At 69.9% G+C, this 22935-nt stretch carries 23 protein-coding genes; 16 read left to right on the top strand and 7 right to left on the bottom strand.

The genetic code is table 11. The annotated features are described in order from the left end of the window. Positions 1-33 precede the first annotated feature (33 nt). Together ABD259_RS23050 and ABD259_RS23045 are read right to left on the bottom strand one after the other, a co-directional pair. Positions 34-582 (bottom strand): ATP-binding protein, encoded by a 549-nt coding sequence (locus tag ABD259_RS23050; RefSeq protein ID WP_344107417.1) that lies wholly within the window; start codon positions 580-582, stop codon positions 34-36. A gap of 18 nt (positions 583-600) precedes the next feature. Further along, positions 601-948, bottom strand: a complete 348-nt coding sequence (locus tag ABD259_RS23045) for an STAS domain-containing protein (RefSeq protein WP_017621612.1) — start codon at positions 946-948, stop codon at positions 601-603. A gap of 218 nt (positions 949-1166) precedes the next feature. On the opposite strand from ABD259_RS23045, the gene ABD259_RS23040 reads away from it, so the two are divergent. The 9 genes from ABD259_RS23040 (at position 1167) to ABD259_RS23000 (ending at position 7915) form a co-directional block, all read left to right on the top strand. After that, the gene (locus ABD259_RS23040) at positions 1167-3467 is read left to right on the top strand and encodes a DEAD/DEAH box helicase (RefSeq protein WP_425573562.1); all 2301 of its coding nucleotides are present in this window, start codon (positions 1167-1169) and stop codon (positions 3465-3467) included. 284 nt (positions 3468-3751) lie between these two features. After that, positions 3752-4456: a TetR/AcrR family transcriptional regulator gene (locus ABD259_RS23035; RefSeq protein ID WP_344165258.1), complete on the top strand. Its 705-nt coding sequence runs from the start codon at positions 3752-3754 to the stop codon at positions 4454-4456. A gap of 312 nt (positions 4457-4768) precedes the next feature. Beyond that, positions 4769-4888: a TauD/TfdA family dioxygenase gene (locus ABD259_RS23030; protein ID WP_344107424.1), complete on the top strand. Its 120-nt coding sequence runs from the start codon at positions 4769-4771 to the stop codon at positions 4886-4888. A 3-nt stretch (positions 4889-4891) separates the two neighbouring features. Next, positions 4892-5233, top strand: a complete 342-nt coding sequence (locus ABD259_RS23025) for a darcynin family protein (RefSeq protein ID WP_344165257.1) — start codon at positions 4892-4894, stop codon at positions 5231-5233. After that, positions 5208-5417 carry a hypothetical protein gene (locus ABD259_RS23020; RefSeq protein WP_344165256.1) on the top strand — a complete coding sequence of 70 codons (210 nt, stop codon included), beginning with the start codon at positions 5208-5210 and terminating at the stop codon, positions 5415-5417. The genes ABD259_RS23025 and ABD259_RS23020 overlap by 26 nt, the downstream gene beginning before the upstream one ends. A 465-nt stretch (positions 5418-5882) precedes the next feature. Beyond that, positions 5883-6179: a DUF4244 domain-containing protein gene (locus ABD259_RS25970; RefSeq protein ID WP_412759457.1), complete on the top strand. Its 297-nt coding sequence runs from the start codon at positions 5883-5885 to the stop codon at positions 6177-6179. Between the two features lie 10 nt (positions 6180-6189). Next, positions 6190-6540, top strand: a complete 351-nt coding sequence (locus ABD259_RS23010) for a TadE family type IV pilus minor pilin (RefSeq protein ID WP_344107433.1) — start codon at positions 6190-6192, stop codon at positions 6538-6540. A 13-nt stretch (positions 6541-6553) separates the two neighbouring features. Beyond that, a complete protein-coding gene (locus ABD259_RS23005) occupies positions 6554-6919 on the top strand; it encodes an Rv3654c family TadE-like protein (RefSeq protein WP_344107436.1) in 366 nt (121 codons plus the stop codon). 819 nt (positions 6920-7738) lie between these two features. After that, the gene (locus tag ABD259_RS23000; protein ID WP_344107438.1) at positions 7739-7915 is read left to right on the top strand and encodes a hypothetical protein; all 177 of its coding nucleotides are present in this window, start codon (positions 7739-7741) and stop codon (positions 7913-7915) included. 16 nt (positions 7916-7931) lie between these two features. Here the strand turns inward: ABD259_RS23000 and ABD259_RS22995 are convergent, their stop codons facing one another. The 5 genes from ABD259_RS22995 to ABD259_RS22975 form a co-directional block, all read right to left on the bottom strand. Further along, positions 7932-8693, bottom strand: coding sequence for a type II secretion system F family protein (locus ABD259_RS22995; RefSeq protein ID WP_344165255.1), 762 nt, complete (start codon positions 8691-8693; stop codon positions 7932-7934). Next, a complete protein-coding gene (locus ABD259_RS22990; protein WP_344165254.1) occupies positions 8690-9532 on the bottom strand; it encodes a type II secretion system F family protein in 843 nt (280 codons plus the stop codon). Before ABD259_RS22990 ends, ABD259_RS22995 begins: the two co-directional genes overlap by 4 nt. A 56-nt stretch (positions 9533-9588) precedes the next feature. Then, complete coding sequence (locus ABD259_RS22985; protein ID WP_344107445.1) at positions 9589-10836, bottom strand: TadA family conjugal transfer-associated ATPase; 1248 nt, start codon at positions 10834-10836, stop codon at positions 9589-9591. Then, positions 10833-11936, bottom strand: a complete 1104-nt coding sequence (ssd, locus tag ABD259_RS22980; RefSeq protein ID WP_344107447.1) for a septum site-determining protein Ssd — start codon at positions 11934-11936, stop codon at positions 10833-10835. Before ssd ends, ABD259_RS22985 begins: the two co-directional genes overlap by 4 nt. A 974-nt stretch (positions 11937-12910) precedes the next feature. After that, positions 12911-13720: a Fic family protein gene (locus ABD259_RS22975; RefSeq protein WP_344107449.1), complete on the bottom strand. Its 810-nt coding sequence runs from the start codon at positions 13718-13720 to the stop codon at positions 12911-12913. Positions 13721-13855: 135 nt separating this feature from the next. On the opposite strand from ABD259_RS22975, the gene acs reads away from it, so the two are divergent. The 7 genes from acs to ABD259_RS22940 all read left to right on the top strand — a co-directional run bounded on the left by acs (position 13856) and on the right by ABD259_RS22940 (position 22343). Next, entirely contained in the window at positions 13856-15832 is a 1977-nt protein-coding gene (gene acs / locus ABD259_RS22970) for an acetate--CoA ligase (RefSeq protein WP_344107451.1), read from the top strand. A 329-nt stretch (positions 15833-16161) separates the two neighbouring features. After that, entirely contained in the window at positions 16162-16599 is a 438-nt protein-coding gene (locus ABD259_RS22965) for a phage holin family protein (protein ID WP_344107453.1), read from the top strand. 54 nt (positions 16600-16653) lie between these two features. Continuing rightward, positions 16654-17565 carry an alpha/beta fold hydrolase gene (locus ABD259_RS22960; protein ID WP_344107455.1) on the top strand — a complete coding sequence of 304 codons (912 nt, stop codon included), beginning with the start codon at positions 16654-16656 and terminating at the stop codon, positions 17563-17565. Between the two features lie 99 nt (positions 17566-17664). Continuing rightward, on the top strand, positions 17665-18309 hold the full coding sequence (locus ABD259_RS22955; RefSeq protein WP_344107457.1) for a DUF309 domain-containing protein: 645 nt from the start codon (positions 17665-17667) through the stop codon (positions 18307-18309). A 591-nt stretch (positions 18310-18900) separates the two neighbouring features. Further along, positions 18901-21351, top strand: a complete 2451-nt coding sequence (locus ABD259_RS22950) for a sodium-translocating pyrophosphatase (RefSeq protein WP_344107459.1) — start codon at positions 18901-18903, stop codon at positions 21349-21351. Positions 21352-21744: 393 nt separating this feature from the next. Beyond that, a complete protein-coding gene (locus ABD259_RS22945; RefSeq protein WP_344107461.1) occupies positions 21745-21867 on the top strand; it encodes a hypothetical protein in 123 nt (40 codons plus the stop codon). Continuing rightward, a complete protein-coding gene (locus ABD259_RS22940) occupies positions 21864-22343 on the top strand; it encodes a SixA phosphatase family protein (protein WP_344107463.1) in 480 nt (159 codons plus the stop codon). Before ABD259_RS22945 ends, ABD259_RS22940 begins: the two co-directional genes overlap by 4 nt. The last annotated feature ends 592 nt before the right edge of the window (positions 22344-22935 follow it).

Raw genomic sequence — 22935 nt, 5'->3', positions numbered from 1 at the left:
CCCGCGAGGGAGTGGACGCCCGCTGTGCGTCCGTCAGTCGACGAGTTGCGTGCTCTCGGGCTCGGTACGACCCAGAGGCCAGCTCATCCGGACGACGGTGCCGTCGTCGTTGGGCTCGATGCTGACCTCGTCGGCGAGACCGACGATGACCGCGAGGCCAACGTCGGGGGAGAGCCCCGAGACACCGCCCGGCGGAGTCTGGTCGCCCAGAAAGATCCCCGCGCCACCGGGCCCGTGATGGTTCACCGTCGAGCTCGGTTCCTTGACCGGGGCTCGGTCGGAGACCACCACCTCGAAACGCTGGGCGGCACGCCCGTTCTGTGGGACCGCGGCCGGTGCACTGCCGTGGGGACCGTCGGGCCGGGGCGCCGCGCTGTCGATCAGTTCGAGCTGGATCGGCTGGTCGGGGCAGTGCGCACGGTGTGCCTCCACCGCACGGGAGCACGCTTCACCGACCGCCAACCGAATCTCGTCGAGGGCGGTTTCGGAGATGCCCGCACGTCGCGCCACGGCCGTGGCCATGAGCCGGGCCGTGCGCACATGGGCGGGCAGCGCGCTGATCGTGAGCTGGACGAGTGCCATCGTTTGCTCGTTACGTGACTACTTGGACTTACGTTTGTCGATAGCTTCCTGCACCGACTCGTAGATGCCGAAGACCTTGGTCAGCCCGGTGATACGGAAGATCTTCAGGATTCGCTCCTGGGTGCAGACGAGGTCGAGCGTGCCGTCGTGGGCGCGCACGCGCTTCAAGCCGCCCACAAGCACGCCGAGACCCGTCGAGTCGAGGAACTCCACCTTCTCCATGTTCACCACGAGGTGGAAGTTGCCCTTGTTGACCAGATCGATCAGGAGCTCACGCAGCCTGGGCGCGGTATAGACGTCGATCTCACCCTCGACGACGACGACCTCGGTGTCGTCCTTGGTGTAGTGATCAAGCTTCAAGTCCACTAGTCCTCCAGCGCCGAACCGCGAAAATCCGCGAGTGATCTCTGCCGGGCGTTACCCCACACGGCGGCATTCAACCACGCGCGTGCATCGCGTCTTCCTGTTATGCACAAGAAAACCACGACACCGCGCGTCTCTTCCCCCAGATGCCACACTGAAACCGTCCAACCGTCAGTCGCCATCCATGTGAGGATGCGGAGCTCACCGAGGAAGGGCTCGGGGTGAATCAGTGGGAGTCGACCCTCCACCGGCTGTGGCGAGTCCATACCCGGAACTCGCAGGTGACACATGTGGAGCGGCTGGCACGTAGCGACGGAGTAAGTGAAGACTGGCCAGAATGGGCACCCTCCTCCGTTCTGGAACGCCTTGCCGAGACGGGGGTCTCGGCGCCGTGGACGCACCAGATCGCCGCTGCGAACCTCGCTCGCTCCGGTAGCAATGTGATCATAGCCACGGGCACAGCGTCGGGAAAGTCGCTGGGGTTCCTGCTCCCGTGCGCGGACGCCGTAGAGCAGGGCGGTACCGTACTCTACCTGTCCCCCGCCAAAGCCCTCGCCGCAGATCAGCGCCGTTATCTGAGCGAACTCGACATTCCCGGGCTGCGCCCGGCGACCTACGACGGAGACACCCCGGGCGAGGAGCGCGCCTGGATCCGGGCACACGCCAACTACGTGCTGACCAACCCCGACATGCTGCACCACGCCATCCTCGGGCGGCACGCCGCGTGGTCGGGGTTCCTGCGCCGACTGCGCTATGTCGTGATCGACGAGGCCCACCGCTACCGCGGCGTCTTCGGTTCCCACGTGGCGCAGATCATACGGCGGCTGCGGCGGGTCAGCGCCCGCTACCGCAGCGAGCCGACGTTCATCCTGGCCTCGGCCACCACCGGCACCCCGGAGGAGAGCGCGAGCCGCCTCATCGGCCTGCCGGTGCGCGCGGTCACCGAGGACGCCTCACCGCGCGCCGCGCTCAGCGTCGCCCTCGTCGAACCGGAGCTGACCGAGCAGCGGGGCGAGAACGGCGCCCCGGTGCGCCGCACCGCCACCGCCGAGGCCGCCGACATCCTCGCCGGGCTCGTCGAGGAAGGCGTGCGCACGCTCGCGTTCGTCCGCTCCCGCCAAGCGGCCGAGACCGTCGCCATGGCGGCGCAGCGCATCCTGAGCCAGTCCGCGACGCGCGGCCTGTCCCAGCGGGTGGCCGCCTACCGGGCGGGGTACCTGGCGACCGATCGCCGGGAACTGGAGGACGCCCTGCGCAGTGGGGAACTGCTGGGGCTGGCGACGACGAGCGCCCTGGAGCTGGGGGTCGACATCACCGGCCTGGACGCCGTGCTGGTGACCGGCTGGCCGGGCACCCTGGCGTCGCTGTGGCAGCAGGCGGGGCGCGCCGGACGGCGGGGCGAGGACGCTCTGGCGGTGTTCGTCGCCCGTGACGACCCGCTCGACACCTACCTGGTCCACCACCCCGAGGCGATTTTCGGTCGGCCAGTGGAGGCCGCGGTCATCGACCCCGATAATCCCTACGTGCTGGGGCCGCACTTGTGCGCGGCAGCGTCGGAGATCCCGCTGACCGCGGACGACCTGCCGATCTTCGGCCCCGGTGCGGAGGCGGTGCTGGCCGATCTGGTGGACCGGCGACTGCTCAGACGCCGCCCCCGCGGCTGGTTCTGGACGCGCCGCGAGCGCGCCAGCGACCTGGCCGACCTGCGGGGGACGGGCGGCCCGCCGGTGCAGATCGTCGACTCGGAGAGCGGGCAGCTCCTCGGCACGGTCGACCAGGCCGCGGCGCACGGCACCGTGCACGATGGCGCGGTCTACCTGCACCAGGGCCTGAGCTACGTGGTGGACGAGCTCGACCTGGAGGAGGGCGTGGCGCTGGTGCACGGTGAGATGCCCGAGTACAGCACCTGGGCACGCGATGTCACCGAGATCCAGATCCTGCGCACACAGCGGGAGGAGGACTGGGGCCCGTCGGCCACCGTCCACTTCGGCGAGGTCGAGGTCACCCGCCAGGTCGTCGGCTACCTCAAGCGCGACGCGCGCACCGGCTCGGTCCTCGGCGAGCAGCCGCTCGACCTTCCGGAACGCACCCTCAACTCGCGGGCGGTGTGGTGGACGCTGTCCACCGGCGCCGCCGATCGGCTGCGAAAGGCCGACGTCGACCTCCGCGGAGCCGCCCACGCAGCCGAACACGCTGCGATCGGGCTGCTCCCTCTCTTCGCGACCTGCGACCGCTGGGACATTGGCGGCGTCTCCACCGCCCTGCACGCGGACACTGGTCGGCTGACCGTGTTCGTCTACGACGGTCACGAGGGTGGTGCCGGGTTCGCTGAACGCGGCTTCAGCGCCGCCCGCGCCTGGCTGACGGCCACCCGTGAGGCGATCGTCGACTGCGAGTGCGCGGATGGCTGCCCCTCGTGCATCCAGTCGCCCAAGTGCGGTAGCGGCAACGATCCGCTGAGCAAGTCCGGAGCCCTGCGGCTTTTGGACGAACTCCTCGCCGACGGTCCGGGGCGTCCCTGAGCTGCGGGGTGTCGCGGGGAGGTTATCCACAGGCAAGAAATTTTCTCTTCCGCGTGCGGATCGTGCTGGCGCAGCCTGGGTGCAGCCCGCGCGGCTTTCCTGCGTCGCGTGTGGCCGGTCCTATTTGTAGGAGGCTGCCGTGTCTGTCTTCAGGCTCTGAATCACCTCGCAGAAGGCCGACCCTCAAGTTGCTGGTGCCGTGCTTCTGCTCTCGACGGGTAATGATTGGACTCACCAGTTGACCAAGGGTCGCTCACCGACCGACGGTCATTCATACTGATGGCATGCGTACCGCACAGCGAAAGGCCAAAGAGGTCGCGGAGCGCGAGCGGATGTTGGTCCGCCTCGCCCTAGAAATGATCAGTAAGGACGGATTCCACAACCTGACACTGGGGAAGCTCGCCGCGGAGGCGAGCTACTCCAAGGGCACCATCTACAACCACTTCACCTGCCGTGAGGACCTGCTCATCGAGCTCTCCGCGGAGAGTGCCCGGCGCCAGGTGCGCTACTTCCAGGCTGTTGTCGAGCTGCCCTGGGACGCGGTGCGGAGGCTTTACGGCATGGCGCTGGCGTACATGTGCCACGCCGAGACCGATCCGATCCTCTTCGAGTGCAGCATCACCGCGCGCACTGACGCGGTGTGTGCGCTCGCCTCCGAAGAGCGGCTCAGGCGCCGTGACTTGGTTGAGGCCCAGATGGCGCAGATCGTCGGGTCGGTTGTGGAGTGCACGACGAAGGAGGGCCTGTTCGACAACCACGAGCTGTCGGCCGCCGTCGCCGTGGATGCCCTGCGCTCCTACATCCTCGGCTACGCCTCGATGCACCTGCTCTCCCCTCGCTTCCTGTGGAATCAGGAGACCGAGCAGGAAACCAGGCTGCCGGTACTGGCCTCGCTCGTTCACGGGCTCGGCTGGCCCAGGCTGGGCCGCGAGGACCTGGCGTCGGTTCAGCGGGCCGTCGTCCGTGTGGTCGAGGACGCCCGCGAGTAGCGGTCCGGCATTGCCCGACTCGCCCCCAACACAGGCCGCTGCTGCCCTTTTGCGCGATCTTTAATATGACGGATCGCCAAAAAATGACTACTAGTCATACAGTTGCGTGTCGGCCCCGGTCTGGGGCATTGGCCGCAACGGAGGGGATATGCGCATCACCAGCGCGCGTCGGGGCAGCGCCCTGTGGGGGCGTGCGCCGACCTTGCACGTGATCGCTACGCACGTGACTACAACGCCCGGATCGCTCCGGCGCCCGACAGCTGCATCGCGCTGTGCGCGCCCCTCCACCACCGAAGAGGTGACCGAGGAGGTGTGCAGTGGGAAGACGGCGACATCGTCCTCGTCGACAACTCCCGCGTCATGCACGGCCGCCGAGCCATCACCGACCCCGACCGCACCATCCTTAACTCCCAGAGCTACGCCAGGAGCTGACCTGTGAAGTACGGCATCGTCATCCGCTATGAATTCGCTCCCGCGTGGCTGCGGCTCACCAGGGACGAACGCAACGCACAGGGGCAGGTCTTCCAGAAGGAGATCGTGGCGCCGTTCGCGGACCGCCTCTCGGTCCGCCACTTCGACGCCGAGGCCTTCAACGCCGGCTTCTCGGACTTCCTGTTTGTCGAGACCGATGACCTCAACGCCTACTACTACTTCATCGAGCGCCTCAGGGACAGCGACTTCATCGCCCACGAGTGGGTGCGCATCGACGACATCACCATCGGCATCCAGGACGGATTCAAGGAGTACGAGAATGCCCACGAGAACGAGCGTGGCTGAACAGTTCGCCGACATCGCCGATGGTGTCCGGGCGGAGCTGGGCTCGGTGACGCGCCTGAGCGAGCTTCGCGACCTCATCACCGCCTTCTCCGGCGTTGGGGAGGTCCATGCCGCCGACACCCCGGCGCACTCCGCCGCCGTACCGGCGGTGCACACCAAGGTCACGAGCGGGGCTCCGCAGTGAGGGCACCCATGACCGGCATACAGCGCACAGCCGCCGGGAGCACAGCGACGCAGTAGATCGGCGTGGCTGTGGCGGTCCTCGCCCTGCTCCTCGCGGCGATGGACGCCACCGTCATGGGAACCGTGCTGCCCGACGTTCTTGCGGACGTGGGAGGCGGCTCGGGAGGCGGATAGGCCTGGCTGGTATCCGGCTTCATGCTCGCGCAGGTGGTGGGCACGCCGCTGGCCGTATGGATCGCGGTGCGGTAGCGGCAACGACCCGCTGGGCAAGTCGGGAGCCCTGCGGCTTTTGGACGAACTCCTCGCCGATGGTCCGGGGCGTCCCTGAGCGGGGGGCGTCGCGGGGAGGTTATCCACAGGCGGGGAATCTTTTCTTTCGCGTGCGGATCGTGCTGGCGCAGCCTGGGTGCAGCCCGCGCGGCTTTCCTGCGTCGCGTGTGGCCGGTCCTATTTGTAGGAGGCTGCAGTGTCTGTCCTGTCGAGCCCCTGGTCGTCCTCCAGCACCCGCCCCCGGCACGTCGCGGCACTGCTTCTGCGGTGCCGCGCCCACAGCCGCGCCGTCGGCCTGGCGTTCACCGCGTCGTCGCCCGCCAGGCGCTCCCAGTGGGAGGGAAACGACCACGGCATGTCGACCGCGGAGTACGCCTTGGGGACGGTCGCCGCCTGCGCCTTCGCGGCGGTGCTGTTCGCCATCCTGACCAGTTCCGAGGTGCGCGACGTGCTGACCCAGATGGTCACCGATGCCCTGCAGGCGGGCGGTTGACCGCGGCACGGTGACCGCCGAGACGGCCGTGGCTCTCCCCTCGCTCGTCCTGGTCCTGGGGGTCGGCCTCGCCGCTGTTCAGGCGGTCACCGTGCAGCTGGCGTGCGTCGACGCGGCGCGTATCGGGGCACGGGCCCTGGCCCGGGGCGAGTCGGAGGACGCCGTGGCGGCGGTGATCGCGAGTGTGGCGCCCGACGGCGCCGATGCCGAACTCTCCCAGGACGGCGGGTTCGCGCGGGTCGCGGTGAGCGCTCCGGTCCGGCTCGGATCGGAGGTCACCGTGCCGATCCGCGTCGTCGGCGAGGCCGCGACCCCGCGCGAACCCGGCAGCTCGCCCCGGCAGCACGGCCCCCGCGGCTGAGAGGAGCCCGCCCATGGGTGTCACGTCCGTCCCTCGCCGTCGATCCGACCTCGGCTCCGGCACGGTGTGGGTGCTCACCCTGTGTGCCGTCGTCTGGTTCAGCGCGTTCGCCGCGGTGCTCGTGGCGAGCGCGCGTGCTGATCGGCACCGCTCGGCTACCGCTGCCGACCTTGCCGCGCTCGCAGGCGCCGAACAGGCGGCGCAGGGGCGGCGGCGCAGTTGCTCCGTCGCGCGTGAGGTGGCGCGGGCCAACGGCGCCCGGCTCGTCGACTGCAGGTTAGCGGGACTCACGCTGCGCGTTGAGGTCGATGTCCCCGCTCGCCTGTGGCCGGGGTCGGTGCCCGCCGAGGCGCGGGCGGGGCCGGTGACGGCCGGATGAGCCGGTGTCCCCTGACCACCCCTCCCGCTCGATCCGAAGGCAGGTGCCATGAACCTCCATCTTTCCGGCATCCCCCGCGGCGTCGCCCTCCGTGCCGCCGCCCTGGTGAGAGGCGTGGCGGGCGCAGGCCCGCGTCCCGAGGTGCCCCAGGGCGTCCGTCGAGCGCTCGGGGCGGGGCCGGCGGTGGCGGCAGTCGCCGCCACCGTGTGGTGCACGGGGTTCACCACCCCCGATCTCGATTCCGGAACGTCGCTCATGGGCGCAAACCGCTACCACCCCGACGCTTACGGCTACCCGCCGTGGCCTGACTGGGGCGGCGTCTTACCCGGTTGGCCTCCCGGCACCGCCCCGCATTCGCGTGACGGGCGGCCGACCGGACGTGTCCCGGCACCGGTGGAGCCCACCCGCCAACCCGGTCCGGTACCGCGCCCGCGTCCCGACCCGGCGCCTGGGCCGCCGTCTGTTCCGCGCCCCAGGCCGGAGCCTCGGCCCGGCCTCCCGGAGTCGGCGTCCGACTCCGTGCCGGGTCTCGGGGGCGCTCCCGGAGCGGTACCACCACCCGGGCAGGCCATCGACGGCCCGCGCATCCCTGTCGTGGGGGGAAGCGGTGGAGGAGCCGGCAGTCCTGGCCACGAGGCGGAGACAACGCGCCCTTCACGCGGTTCCTCGGCGTCACCACCGTCCGGCGGCGAGAAGCAGCCTGATGCGCAACCCTCGCCCTCACGGTCGCCCTCGGCCGCGGAAGCGACGGGCGTCCCGGCTGCCGCGGCGGAGCCGGGGGAGCGCGGGACGTCCACGGCGACGAAGGAGAGAGGCGTCGTGGGCTTCGGTCACGCCCCGGCCGACTCCGCGTTGAGCGCCGCCACCGGAGCGGTCGGGACGGCGGCCACCTGGTGTCTGGCGCTGCTGCTCGGCGTCACCGTGGCGCTGCGGCTCAGCATCGGCTGGCCGCGCTTCACGCCCTCCTATCGGGGGCGGCGCAGAAGCGACACCTGAGGCGAGTGAGGCAAGGTCACCGCGGTACCAGCTCGGATATGAGCCCAGCGGCGAGGGGAACAACGCCGATCAGGACGAAGGCGGGCAGGAAGCACAGTCCGAGGGGCGCGACCACCAGAACACCGAGCCTCTGGGAGCGGGCAAAGGCGTCGCGCTGCGCGCTGCGCCGAGCCTCGGCCGCATGCCGCTCCAGGATGTCGGCGACGGGGGCGCCGGTGTCGGCGGCTCGGGCCATGGCTCGGCCCATGGGCGCCAGCTCCGGTGCAGCGCCCAGCTCGCGCCAGACCGACGCGGGATCCGCGCCCAGACGGAGCCGCTCGGCCGACTCCCCCAGGAGGCGGCCGAGCGGGCCGCCGACCGCCGCGGTGACGGCCGCCAGGACGTCCTCCATCGTGCAGCCGGCGCGTAAGCCAGCGACGACAAGGTCGATGGCCAGCGGCAGCTCAGCAACGATGCGCGCCCGCTCGGCCCTTCGAGCGCAAGCGTCGCATCGGCGCCTCCGCCACCAGACCAGGCACCCGCCCATGACCCCGGCGCCGACGCCCGCAACTGGGCCGGCCACGGCGAGGGCGGCCAGCCCGAGCAGTGCGGGGGCGGCCGCTCGCGTGACCAGACGGCCGAGGCGGCCCGGCAGGGGCGGAGCTGGCGCCTCCCGGGAAAGCGCGGCCAGCCGACGCCGCGCGGTCGATCGCGGGGAGGGACGGATCAGCAGGTGGACCGCCGTCACACCCGGAACGACCACGCCCAGAGCGAGGAAGCCGAGCTCCAGCCCCGTCATCGTCCGGCCCCCGGTCCGAACGAGGCCGATGCCCGGCGCACCATCCGGTTGGTCCAGTAGAGCCCGAGGGCGTCGAGGGCGGCCCCTGCCGTCAGACAGGCGAGGCCGAGCGGCGTGCCGAACAGGAACGCCAGCGGTCCGCCGCCGAGGAGCGCGGCCATCGCCAGCCCGGCGACGGGAAGGACGCTCAGGAGCAGAGCGGTCGTCCGGGGGCCGGCGAGGTGGGCGGCCAGTTCTTCACGCAGTTCCTCCTCGCGCATCAGGCTCTCGGAGAGACGGTCGACGACGTCGGCGAGTCCGGCGCCGGTCCCAGCGGTCACCCGCCAGCAGGCGGCGAGATAGCGGAGTCCGGCCGTTCCCGGGAGGACGGCGGCGGCTTCGAGCGCGGGCGCGAGATCAGCGCCCGAGCGGGCCGCCGCCGTGACAGGGGTGAGTTCGGCCGCGACGGGCGGTTCCGCCTCGGCGATCGCGGACTCCACGGCGGCGGCCGGAGTGCGACCCGCGCGCAGCTCAGCCGCGAAGCTCCGGGTGAGCTCGACGACGGCCCTGCGCCTGCGGGCCAGTTCACGGCCGGTGAGGCGGTGGAGGAGGCTGCGTCCGCTGTTCCTCATCTCCGCGCAGGGCCACCGACGTGTTCGCTCGCCAAGGCCATCGTCCCGGAGCGCCGGTTGTCCGGGAATCCGCTCCGGTGGACGCGCGGTGGCGCGGCGGAGCGCGCGGAGGCGGGCCGCCGCGGAACTCGGGAGGGCTTGGACGAACACGTATCCGACGGCGCCGAGGAGGAGCAGTGCCGCGGCCCACCCCGGCAGCGACTCCGGCGCCTCCAGCGGATACGGCACATCGCCGGAGGTACGGAGGGCGAACAGTACACGGCTCGGGCTTCCCGGGGCGTCGATCACCGGTTACCCCCGCAGGCGGAGAGGGGGTCGGCGGACGTAGGGGCGGGCGTGCGCCACCCCTGCCCGATGCGGTCGCCGAGCTCGGCGATGCCGGCGTGCTCGGTGACCGCGCCCCCGGCCGGGAACGTGACGGCGGGAACCGTCGTCACCAGGCCGGAGCTGGCGCGACGCAGGACGCGCACCTCGGCCACGCGGCGCCGACCACCCGGATCGCGGACCACGTGAACGATGAGCACGCGGGTCGCGGCGAGCTGGCTGTGCACCGCCTCCCGTCCGAGCCCGGCCGCGCAGCCCAGCGCCTCGATACGCGCGGGGAGGTCGGCCGCCGTGTTGGCGTGGAGCGTGCACCCGCCTCCCTCATGCCCCGTGTTGAGAGCGGCCAGGAGGGTGACGACCTCGGCGCCGCGTACCTCGCCCACGACGAGCCGGTCGGGGCGCATCCGGAGTGCCTGGCGGACCAGCTGGTGCATGCTCACCTCGCCGGTCCCCTCGATGTTGGGCGGGCGTGCCTGCAGCCGGACGACGTGCGGATGCTCGGGGCCGAGTTCCGCCGAGTCCTCCACCAGCACCATGCGCTCGGCGGGGTCGACCAGGGAGAGCAGGGTGGACAGCAGCGTGGTTTTGCCCGTGCCGGTGCCACCGCAGATGAGAAACGCGGCCCTCGCGGAGATCAGGGACCGGAGCAGCCGCGCCCCGGTCGGGGGGACCGTGCCGCTGGCCACAAGTTCGGCGAGGGAGAACACGCGGTGCCGGGGCAGCCGCAAGGAGAGGCAGACCCCCTCCGGCGCGATCGGAGGAAGGACCGCGTGGAACCGCGCCCCCGACGGCAGCCGGGCGTCGCACCAGGGCGCCGCGGAGTCCAGGCGGCGCCCCGCCTGGGCGGCCAGGCGCTGGGCCAGGCGGCGCACGGCGTCGTGGTCGGGGAAGCGCACGTCGGTGACGCGGCGCAGCCCGTGGCCGTCGTCGATCCACACCTCGTCGGGGCCGTTGACCAGGATGTCCGTGACCTCAGGGTCGGCGAGTAGCTCCTCAAGCGGACCCGCCCCGGACAGGTCGGCGCGGAGGAGCCGGACGAACGACAGCACTTCGGCGTCGCCGAGTACGTCGCCCTCGGCGCGCAGAGCGGCGGCCACCCGTGCGGGCGTGGCCCCGGCCCCCTCGCGTGCCAGTCGGGCGCGGACGGCGGCCAGGAGCGCGGGATCAGGTGCGGGTGCCGGTGCGGAGCGCGGCGCGGTGGCGTTCACTGGGCGGCCCTCCCTGCGGCGCGGCGCTCCGCCCGGAGGCGGGTCAGGAAGCCGTCGGCGAACCTGGCCAGCGGGGAACCGCGGTGGGCGGCAGGGGCGTCACCACGGTCGAGGACGGCGGGGAGACCGCGCTCCTCCCCGATGTCGCCGGCGAGCGGGAGCCCCAGGGTGCGGGCGATATCGGAGGCGGGCAGATCGGCGTCGGCCCTGCGGGTCACGACGCGTACATCGGCCACCTGATCGCGGAGCCGCGGCGCGAGCCGCTGGGCGGCCATCACCGCGTGCACCGCCGCGGGGACCACCAGGAGCACGGTGGTGGTGCGGCGCAGGGCCTCCTCCGCACCGGCGTCCAGGGCGCGGGGGAGATCGGCCACGACGAGGTCCGCGCCGTACGCGGCGGAGGTGAGTACGGCCCGCATCGCGGGGGTGGGCACCGGCAGCGCTGGTCCGCGTTGCCAGGTCAGCAGCGAGAGCCCCCGCACGACCGGAAGCGCGCCGCGCACCGCCGACCAGTCCATGCGTCCTTCGCGTGCGAGCAGATCGCCCCACCGGCTGCCCGTGGCGTGCTCTTCGCCGAGGAGAACGTCGAGGCCGACGCCGAGGGGGTCGGCGTCGAACAGCGCCGTGTTCAGCCCGGCTCGCGCACCACCGAGCGCCAGCGCGATGGCGAGCAGGCTCGCTCCCGCACCGCCGCGGCCGCCGAGGACCGAGACGACCGGCGCCCTGCCCGCCCGGGGCCGCATTGATTCCGCGAACAGCTCGGCCAGCGCCGCTTCGTCATCGGGGAGCGAGAACACGGCGCGGGCGCCGACGCGGCGCGCGGCGGTGCCAACGGCGTGCGCGGGCGCGGCGCATCTCCGGCCGTCGCGACCCGCGGCGACGACGTTGGGGTGCGGCTCGGGTTCGAGGTCGGCGAGCGCGGACAGCAGATCTGCGCCGACGACGATGAGGGGCGCGCGGGACCAGTCGCGCCCGGCGTTGGCGGTGGTGTGCGCGACGGTGACGTCGACGGCGGCCGCCGAGGCCAGCCGCAGCAGGTCGTCGAGGAGTTCGGGGTTATCGGTGATGACGAGGGGGCGCGTGGCGGTCGGGGTGTCCATTGCGGGTCCTCCCTGCGTGTGCGGTCGGGAGAACCACGATCACCGTTCCGGGGGTGTCTGGGAAAGTTCGATCCACAAGCTGTGGATGGGTGTGCCTCAATGGCGGCGTGGATTCCGTCGATTCACGTTCCGGCCCGGGCGCGTGCGCGCAAGAAGAGGCGGGCGCGCGAAGAGGTGGGCGAGGAGATAGAGAAGGGCGCGGAAAGGCCGACAGGAATGGCAGCGGAAGTGGCGACGGCCCCCGCCGGGGGGATGGCGGGGGCCGTCGTACGGTCCGGCTCCGGGGGGGTAGAGCCGGCTCCGTATTCCAGGGAGGCTTACAGAGCTTCGGCCGGGAACTCGCTCGGGCCCCGAGCCGGTGACCACATCGTCACACGAGTTGGGGAGATGCGCTAGGTGTGCAGGACATAACGCGGGGAAACTAGGGGTGTGCTCCGACCGCCCGGAATCGACTGCGTGACAGGGGATCCACGCCGAGACGGATGATCGGACACGCTCTCAATCCAAGTGACAGACCTACCACGTAACGTTACCACGATGCTTCTCGCGGGGGGCTTGGGGCGAATGGGCAATTGCCGCCGTGGGGGGTCTTTTCAAAGCCCCTGATCAGGCGTACAAAGGAAGTGAAGGTGGACACGGGCCACCAGCGCACGGCTCCCGGGTACCCACGCGTCACTAAGCCGCGGGAGGCAGGTCCAGGCCAGACGTTTCGCCTGGCCGGACGATATAACTTGCACGCATGATAACTCGGCGAGACGTGTCAGCGGCGGCGCCTTGATTCGGCCAGACGAGGCCGGCGGGGCGCCGCTCGCATGTTCCGCGCACCGTTCCAAATGCGGGGAGTCGCCGTTCTCGGCGCCGGAAAAGTAATCCAACCGAGACCCGTGGCGCCCGTTCGTGTGTGGCTCCTGTTCACCACAATCCGCGTCTCCCCTATCCGCGCCACCCGGACCCGTAGGCGTGGATCGCGGATATCAGCCGCGTTTCAGCGCCTCACAGGTCGCCAGCGAGTCCCGCGCGCCCGCCTCCACCGCACGGCAGCAGTACACGACCCACGCCCCCACGCCCTCCGGCGTCGCCGTCAGGTAGCCCCGCAGGGCGGGAGCGTACTCCTCGCGCAGCTCCTCATAGCCCAGCTCCGAGGGCACCAGCGACTTCGGGTCAAGCCCGCGCTCGATCAGCGTGAGGCGCTCGGCGGCGCGCGCGATGATCCCGTCGCCCCACCCGAAGGGGCGCAGCGCGGCCAGCTCTCCATGTACGATCGCGCCCACCGCCAGAGCCGGAACCGACGACCGTGTGGCGAGCAGCGTGTTCAGGGCGCCCAGCCGCGCCGACACCTCGGCGGCACTGGGGGCGGTACCGATACCCAGCGGATCATCCGCGGGCTCCTCCTCCGTGCGCGGCCGCCCCAACCGCTCCGCCGGAACACCGTCGGCGGCCGCCAGCGTGTGCAGCCGCGCGAGCACCTGGTGCGGGGCCTTCGGCCACGTCTCCACCAGCGTGCCCAGCTCACCGGAGACACGGAGCGCGCCCTTGACGCGAGGGTCCTCGCTCGCCCCGGAACGGACGTGCTCCAGGGTCTCCACCGCGGCGTCGGCCCCCTCCAGGAGGGCGGACGCGCGTGCTCCCCTCAATGCCGACTCCATGGAGACGTCGGAGCTGCGGCGGCGCAGCACGCGATGGCCGAGAAGGCGGTCGACGACGTCCCGTGCCTGCCCAACAGCCTCGCCGACGCCGGGAAGTTCCGCGATCCGCTGCAGGGGATCCACTGACGATGCACTCACAAACCCAAACCCTACGCGCGAGTAATCCCCGGGTGGTCCTCACCTCCCCTTGTGGGTAACACCACCCGCTTGATGAAGTGTTCTCGACCACATGGTTTATTGAGTCCTACGACACACCAGTGAGGAGACCCAACAGTGGCAGAGACTCCCCAGGGGCAGGGGCACGAAACACTGTCCAACCTTCTTCAGGAGTCGCGGAGGTTTCCCCCGCCTGCGGACCTCGCCGCCCACGCCAACGCCACAGCCGACACCTACGCGGCCGCCGAGGCCGACCGCCTCGGCTTCTGGGAGGACCAGGCGCGCCGGCTGACGTGGGACCGGCCCTGGGACACGGTGCTGGAGTGGAACCCGCCCTTCGCGAAATGGTTCACCGGCGGCACCCTCAACGCCGCCGTCAACTGCCTTGACCGGCATGTAGACGCAGGGCGCGGTGACCGGGTCGCCTACTACTGGGAGGGCGAGCCCGGCGATACCCGCACCATCACCTATGCCCAGCTCAAAGACCAGGTGTGCCAGGCGTCCAACGCCCTGCTCGAACTCGGCGTGGCCAAGGGCGACCGCGTCGCGATCTACATGCCGATGATCCCCGAGACGGTTATCGCCATGCTCGCCTGCGCCCGCATCGGCGCCGTGCACATGGTGGTCTTCGGCGGCTTCTCCGCCGACGCCCTCGGCACCCGGATCGACGACAGTGATGCCAAGGTGGTCATCACCGCCGATGGCGGCTACCGGCGCGGCAAGCCCAGCTCCCTCAAACCGGCCGTCGACGAGGCCGTCGCCAGCCGCTCCAAGGTCGAGCACGTCCTCGTGGTGCGCCGCACGGGGCAGGACGTCGACTGGACCGACGGGCGCGACGTGTGGTGGCACGACGTCGTCGACCGCCAGAGCACCGAGCACGCGGCCGAGGCGCACGACGCCGAGCACCCCCTGTACATCATGTACACCAGCGGCACCACGGCGAAGCCGAAGGGCATCCTGCACACCACCGGCGGCTACCTCACGCAGGTCGCCTTCACCCACTGGGCGGTGTTCGACCTCAAACCCGAAACCGACATCTTCTGGACCGCCGCCGACATCGGTTGGGTGACCGGCCACTCGTACATCGTCTACGGCCCGCTGTGCAACGGCGCCACCTCGGTGATGTACGAGGGCACCCCCGACACCCCGCACAAGGGCCGCTTCTGGGAGATCGTGGAGAAGTACCGGGTCTCCATCGCCTACATGGCGCCGACGGCGATCCGCACCTTCATGAAGTGGGGCGAGGACATCCCCGCCGGGTTCGACATGTCCTCCCTGCGGGTGCTGGGTTCGGTGGGCGAGCCCATCAACCCCGAGGCCTACATGTGGTACCGGAAGAACATCGGCGGTGACCGCACCCCGATCGTCGACACCTGGTGGCAGACCGAAACCGGCGCCATCATGGTCTCCCCGCTCCCCGGCGTCACCGAGGGCAAGCCGGGTGCCGCCATGCGCCCGATCCCCGGCATCGTCGCCGACGTGGTGGACGAGGAGGCCAAGCCGGTTCCCAACGGGGGCGGCGGGTTCATCGTCGTCCGCGAGCCCTGGCCGTCCATGCTGCGCGGCATCTGGGGCGACCCGCAGCGCTACAAGGACACCTACTGGTCGCGGTTCGAGGGCCTGTACTTCCCGGGCGACGGCGCCAAGCGCGACGAGGACGGCGATATCTGGCTGCTCGGCCGCGTCGACGACGTCATGCTCGTCTCCGGCCACAACATCTCCACGACCGAAGTGGAGTCCGCCCTGGTCTCTCACCCCAAGATCGCCGAGGCGGCGGTCGTGGGCGCCAGCGACCCGGTCACCGGACAGGGCATCGTCGCGTTCGTGATTCTGCGCGGCGAGGCGGGGGACGGCGGCGATGGCCTCGTCAAGGAGCTGCGCGACCACGTCAGCGCCTCACTCGGCCCGATCGCCAAGCCCCGCCAGATCATGGTCGTGCCAGAGCTGCCCAAGACCCGCTCCGGCAAGATCATGCGCCGTCTCCTGCGCGACGTTGCGGAAAACCGGCAGCTCGGCGACGTCACCACCCTCACCGACTCCTCGGTGATGGACGTGATCGCGGCGAAGCTGCCCGAAGCCAAGGGCGACGAGTAGCGGCCGCGAGCACCAGGCGGGCGCGGGAACGCTGGAACGCGGGGGCGCGGAAAAGAGCGGAAGCGAGCTGAAAAGAGCAGCGGTCCAGCGGGCCAGACGGTGCGGCCGACAGCGCGGACCACACGTACCCGGAGAGGCATCCCCGTGTGGGCGTCCCCCCGTACCCCGCGTCCGCGCCCACGCGCCCTCCCGCGCCCCGGCGCTACGCCGGGGCGCGGCGTCTCACAGGTCGGGTACGCCCGTCCTATCAGCGCGCCTCGTGCGGTGTACGTGGCGCGATATGTGCAAGGATGCGTGTGACGTTTGCCGGAACGAAGGGAGCCACCTCGATGCCCGAGACCCGATCGGGTGGCCAGGGGCCTGAGGCGCCCAACACCGATGAGCGCTCCTCACTGGGAGAGCTCGTCTCTGAGGCCAGCGGGAACCTCTCCCGCCTTGTGCGCCTGGAGCTGGAACTCGCGAAACTGGAGATCGCCCGCGACGCGCGGCAGGTCGCCAAGAGTTCCGCGTTGTTCGTCGTCGCCGCGGTCATGGGCCACATGGTGCTCATCCTGGCGTCGATCACCGTGGGACTCGGCCTGTATGCCCTCGGCCTCGCGCCGTGGCTGGCCTTCCTCATCGTCACGGCCTTCTACCTGGTGATTGCCGGGATACTGATCTTCATCGGCCAGCGCAAACTGCAGCGGCTCCAGGGGATGCCCCGGACCAGCTCGACCATGGCCACGACCATGGCGGTGCTGCGGCGCGAGCACCCGGCCGACCTCTGATCCGCGCGCCGCGTGCGAGGCCCGGGTCAGCCATGAGCCGTGAGTCCATGAGCCATGAGTGAGGAGTCCGCCGTCCTGATCGACGGACCCTGGACGCACAGGACGGTCAGCGCCGCGGGCACCCGTTTCCACGCGGTTGAAGCCGGAACAGGCCCCCTGGTCCTGCTGCTGCACGGTTTCCCGCAGTTCTGGTGGTCCTGGCACGAGCAGCTGGTGGCCCTCGCCGACGCGGGGTACCGAGCGGTCGCCGTGGACCTCCGCGGGTACGGAGCCAGCGACAAGCCGCCGCGCGGCTACGACCTTGTCACCCTGGCATCGGACGCGGCCGGGCTCATCCGCGCGCTCGGCGAGGGTGAAGCCGTCGTTGTCGGGCACGCCTCCGGTGGTTTGCTCGGCTGGACGATGGCGTCTTACTTCCCCACGTCGGTGCGGCGCCTGGCCGTCCTGTCCATGCCCCATCCGCTGCGGTTGCGCCGGGCTCTGGCGTCCTCCGGGCAGGCCTGGGCGGGGCGGCACCTGCTCGGCTTCCAGGTGCCGATGCTCCCCGAGCGCCGTCTCGTCGCGCACGACGCCGCGCGCGTGGCCGAGATGCTCCACGAATGGTCGCGCCCCGGCTGGCCGGACCACACGACCGAGCGCCGCGTCCGCGACGCCTTCCAGATTCCGGGGGTAGCGCACAGCTCCCTGGAGTTCCACCGCTGGATGTTCCGTTCCCAGGTGCGCCCGGACGGTCGGCGCTACATGCGGCGTATGCGGCGCCTCATCCGAGTCCCCACCCTGCACGTCCACGGTGCGCTGGACCCCTACCTGCTCCCGGCCACGGCACGGGGGTCGGGGCGCTACGTCAACGCCCCCTACCGCTGGCGGGTGATCGAGGGGGCCGGACACTTTCCGCACCAGGAGCAGCCGCGGCGCGTCAACACCACTCTCGTAGGCTGGTTGAACGACACCGAACCCGACACGTGAGCCGCTGATCGGCCGCCGATTCGAGGACACCGGCACGCGGATCGCAACAATTCGAGTCATGCGGTCAGCGCGAGGGACACGGGGGAGGAGAGGAGCAGCATGAGCGGCACGAGCAGCACGAGCAGAGCAGGAAGTTTCGGCAGTACCGGTAATACCGGCAGCAGCGGCGAAAAGGGCCCGGCGTCGGCCGCCCGGGACCGCAATCCCCAGGGCCGGGCGCAGAACCAGCGCCCGCGCGACCGCTTCGGGCGCCCGCTGCCTCACGGATCCCCCGGCGTACCGCGCGTGCCCGATGACGCGGTCTACACACCGGAGGACGGGCTCACCGAGGCCCAGCGGCTGCTCGACGACGGCTACGCCTTCCACGCCCACGAGGTCCTGGAGGCGGTCTGGAAAGCGGCCCCGGAGCCCGAGCGCGAATTGTGGCGGGGGCTCGCGCAGATCGCCGTCGGGCTGACGCACGCGCAGCGGGGCAACCGCGTCGGCGCCGAGCGTCTGCTGCGCCGTGGCGCCGAACGTGTGGCCGTCTATGGGCCGTCCGCTCCGCACGGCGTGGACGCGCTGGGGGCCGCCGCTCAGGGGCGCGCTGTGGCTGACGGGTTGGCCGCGTGGACGGGTGCAGCGGAGGGGACGCACAGCGCTCTGAGGGACGGGGACAGCGACGACGAGGGCGACGGAGCCGTGATCCCGGTCGACACCGCAGCGCTGCGCCTGCGCCGCGCCGATCCGTCCAACGGGGCCTAGCCTGCGCCGAGGAGCGGGGAGAGCGTCCATCTGACCTGTGGATTTACCGGGTACGCGGTACGCGCGGCCGTCTTCGCCCCGGAGTGCGCTGGGCCACATCCTTCCCGAATCGCTAGCGGACGACGCCGAAGTCGGGTTGGGTAGGGGCCGTATTGGGGGCATCACCTCATCGCCCGCGGGTGTTCACCTGCCGCGGCTGTTGTCTGTTACTGATGTTACGCATTTCGCCTTTGCGGATATATGCGACCGTTCACCCCAAATGTCTCGTTAATTCAATCCTGATGGTGAATGCGAATTCTATCCGCATATAAAGGTAAATTTCCTGTTTTGAAGATCACCGTGTGATCACATATCCAGAGCGGTGTGCGGAAGATTGCGCCCCACCCTCTCTTTTCTCGGTGGCGGTGCGTAGAATCCCCGAACATCGTGCCCGTTGAATGCGGCGGAATCGATGAATTTAATACATACATCAGTGGTGGCACCCCGCAAGACCCTGCTGCGCGTGCCGACGACCCTTCTGTTCGGGCCCACTCCGGACGGCGGTGCGCACAGGCGCGGGTCCGGAACGTGCCCGTCTCATAGGAGGACGGTTTGTCTGGGCTTAGCCTCGCTGCCGTAGGTGGCAACGGCCTGGCTCTGGAAGGCATGAATTTCACGCTGGTCATCGTGGTGCTGGCGGTGGCGCTCCTCGCGCTCGCCGTCGCCGGGATGCTGGTGCGTGAAGTTCTCGCCGCGGGCCAGGGAACCGAGCGGATGCAGAACATCGCGCTTGCGGTACAGGAAGGGGCGGGGGCGTATCTGAAACGCCAGTTCCGTACCCTGATCATATTCGTCGTCGCCATTCCCCTGCTTCTCCTTCTTCTGCCAGCGGACAGCGAAGCCGTCCGATATGGGCGATCGCTGTTCTTCGCGCTCGGCGCGATCCTCTCCGCGCTGACCGGATTCATCGGAATGTGGCTTGCGGTGCGGGGAAATGTCCGGGTCGCGGCCGCCGCGCGCGAGGGCGGTGAGAACAGCGGACGCACAGCGATGCGGATCGCGTTCCGTACGGGCGGAGTCGCCGGAATGATCACTGTCGGCCTCGGGCTCCTCGGTGCCTCGATCGTCGTCCTGACCTACCAGGGCGACGCGCCCCTGGTGCTGGAGGGCTTCGGCTTCGGTGCCGCGCTACTCGCGATGTTCATGCGTGTCGGCGGCGGCATCTTCACCAAGGCCGCCGATGTCGGCGCTGACCTCGTCGGAAAGGTCGAGCAGGGCATCCCGGAGGACGACCCGCGCAACGCCGCCACCATCGCGGACAACGTCGGCGACAACGTCGGCGACTGCGCGGGTATGGCGGCCGACCTGTTCGAGTCCTACGCCGTGGTGCTCGTCGCCTCTCTGATCCTCGGCAGGGTCGCGTTCGGCGTGGAAGGCCTGGTCTTCCCACTGCTGGTCCCGATGATCGGTGTCATCACCGCCATGATCGGGATCTTCGTCGTTGCCCCCCGTCCCAAGGACAAGACCGCGATGGCCGCGATCAACCGGGGCTTCTTCATCTCGGCGATCATCTCCGCCGTCCTCGTCGCCGGTACCGCCGTGGTGTACCTGCCGAGCACCTTCGGCGAGCTCAGCGGTGTCAGCGCGGAGATCGCCGCCCACGACGGCAACCCGCAGATCATCGCGATCGGTGCCGTGCTCGTCGGCCTCGTCCTGGCGGCCGCGATCCAGCTGCTCACCGGCTACTTCACCGAGACCAACCGGCGACCGGTCCGCGAGATCGGGGAGAGCTCGCAGACCGGCGCCGCCACGGTGATCCTCTCCGGAATCTCGGTCGGTCTGGAGTCCGCCGTCTACTCCGCTCTCCTCATCGCCGCGGCGGTCTACGCGGCCTTCCTTCTCGGTGGAACGTCCATCACGGTCAGCTTGTTCGCGGTCGCCCTGGCCGGTACCGGGCTGCTCACCACCGTTGGCGTCATCGTGGCCATGGACACCTTCGGGCCGGTCTCCGACAACGCTCAGGGCATCGCTGAGATGTCGGGCGACGTCGAGGGCAAGGGCGCCGAAATCCTCACCAGCCTCGACGCCGTCGGTAACACGACCAAGGCGATCACCAAGGGCATCGCGATCGCCACGGCGGTGCTCGCGGCGACCGCGCTGTTCGGTGCGTTCCGCACCTCGGTCGAGATTGCGCTGGGCGCGCAGGCCGCCACGTTCAGCCTCTCCATCGACCAACCCAACGTCCTCGTTGGTGTGATCATCGGTGCCGCGGTCGTGTTCCTCTTCTCCGGCCTCGCCGTGATGGCGGTTGGCCGGGCGGCGGGACGCGTGGTGCTGGAGGTCCGCGACCAGTTCCGCACCCGTCCGGGGATTATGGACGGCACCGAGAAGCCCGAGTACGCGCGGGTCGTCGATATCTGCACCCGCGACTCCCTGCGCGAGCTGGTCACGCCGGGACTGCTGGCGGTGCTCACACCGATCGCTGTCGGCTTCGCCCTGGGCTACGCCCCCTTGGGCGCGTTCCTCGGCGGGGCCATCGCGGCCGGTGCGCTGATGGCCGTGTTCCTGGCCAACTCCGGCGGTGCCTGGGACAACGCCAAGAAGCTCGTGGAAGACGGGCACTACGGCGGCAAGGGCTCCGAGGCCCATGAGGCCACGGTCATCGGTGACACAGTGGGCGACCCGTTCAAGGACACCGCCGGCCCGGCGATCAACCCGCTGCTGAAGGTGATGAACCTCGTCGCGCTGATCATCGCCCCGAGTGTGGTGATCTACGCGGCCGACGTCGGCCTGCGTGTCGGTGTCGCGGTCGTGGCGGTCGCGATCATTGTCGGCGCGATCGTCTGGTCCAAGCGCCGTTCCGATGGCGGCCCCATGCCGACTGCGGTCGCGACGGGAGGGGACACCCCGGAGGTGGAATCTGCCGAAGCGGGTGGTGACACCGCGGCGCCGTCCCTCAACGGCAAGAAGTCCGCAGCGGCTGGTGAGACGGACGGCAACACGGACGGCAACAACGACGACAGGGCGGAGGCGCGTGCCTCCGACGGTGGAGCCACGGAGTAGCCGCGTAGCCGCAAGGAACACGGATCATGGAACAGGAATCGATGTTCCGACGTGTCCCCTTCACGATCAAGCTGCCGGAGGATGGCGTAGGCGGATGCCCCGGGTGACCAGGAGGCGCGACCCGGGTCATTCAAGCCAGACAACGGAATAACGGAACTGGAGGGTGGCCGTCTGAGCCGGAGAGGCTTCGGACGGCCACCTTTATGTGTCCGCCGGGCCACAGTTGTGTGTCTGGACAGAGGGAGCATAGGGAGCATGGGGAGAGGGCTTCCAGAGACACGTTGATGATCTCGATCGATCGTCGCCCCACTGAGAGGGTGGGACCGACGAGACGCAGGCGACGCGGCTGAGTGACAGCTCTGGCCCCATAGGCTGGAGAATCCTAACGTCGGAGTGACAGAGACAACGAGGGAGTGGCGGCTGGTGTCGGGACCAAAGGGACTCGCCATCGTCCTGGCGGTGATGGTCGGCTTCATGGTCGCTCTGGCGATCATCGCAACGCTGGCGTCGCCATGACGGCAGGCAAGCGACTGATCATTCTCCGGCACGCCAAGGCGGAGCACGGCTACGTTGGCACCGATCACGAGCGGGAGCTCACGGACAAGGGGCGCAAGCAGGCACAGAAGGTAGGGACGCTGCTGACGGAGGCGGATTGCATCCCCGACCACGTCATCTGTTCCACCGCGGTGCGCACCCGTCAGACGCTCGATCTGGCCATGGAGCGGATGCCCCGCCGCCCGACTGCGGACTACGAGAGCGCCGCCTACATGGCGGGGATCGACACCATCTTCGACTTGATCAACATGGTCGACGCGGATATCTCGACCCTGATGGTGGTAGGCCACAACCCGACTATGGCCCAGCTCGCTGCAGCGTTCCTCGAAGACGAGCCGTTGATCTCGTTCCCGACGGCCAGCGTGGCGCTCGTCGACTTGGAGGTCGACTGGCTGTACGCCGCACCGGGGACAGGGACGGCGCGGATCCTGACGTGACGGAACCCCCCGACGTGAGGGGAGTTTCGCAGGTGAAAAGGCGCCATGTATTGGGCCCGATGTCCGAGTTGGCGCAAGCGGTGGCGGCGGGTATAGTTCACCGAGTCGCTTCAAGCGGCCCGGCAGCGGTCGGGTCCTGGGGCGGCGATCTTCTCTCTGGTCGCTCGCGGGTCTGACCCGGTGGATGCGGCCGCGCTCCTCGCACGGTTCGACGCACGGATTTCTCCTGGCATACTGGCGTGTGCCCGGACGCAGAATCCGTGTTGGAAATCGTGTGCGGGCGGGTTTTATCGCAAGGGCGAACGCGGAACCGCCGATTTGGCGGGGATCGCAGCCCCTGATAAAGTCGGAGACATAACAAAGCGGAACGCACCGCCTCTGCAGAAAAGCCGGACCGGGCTGATGGCCGGGTTGGTTTGTATGGGATGAGCGGTTGTTTCTTGAGAACTCAACAGCGCGTGTTTGTTTTTCTTTCAGCCAAGTTTGTTTTGGCCCCTTGTGAGCACACGGAACCCTTGGGGGTTGCGGGGTGCTCGGGGTTCCTTTGATTGACCGGGGTTCCCGGTCGGTCAGGGTTTGCTCTTCCAGGTTT

It is taken from the genome of Nocardiopsis rhodophaea (assembly GCF_039530945.1).
Taxonomy (GTDB): domain Bacteria; phylum Actinomycetota; class Actinomycetes; order Streptosporangiales; family Streptosporangiaceae; genus Nocardiopsis_C; species Nocardiopsis_C rhodophaea.
This window is presented reverse-complemented; position numbering and strand designations above follow the sequence as displayed.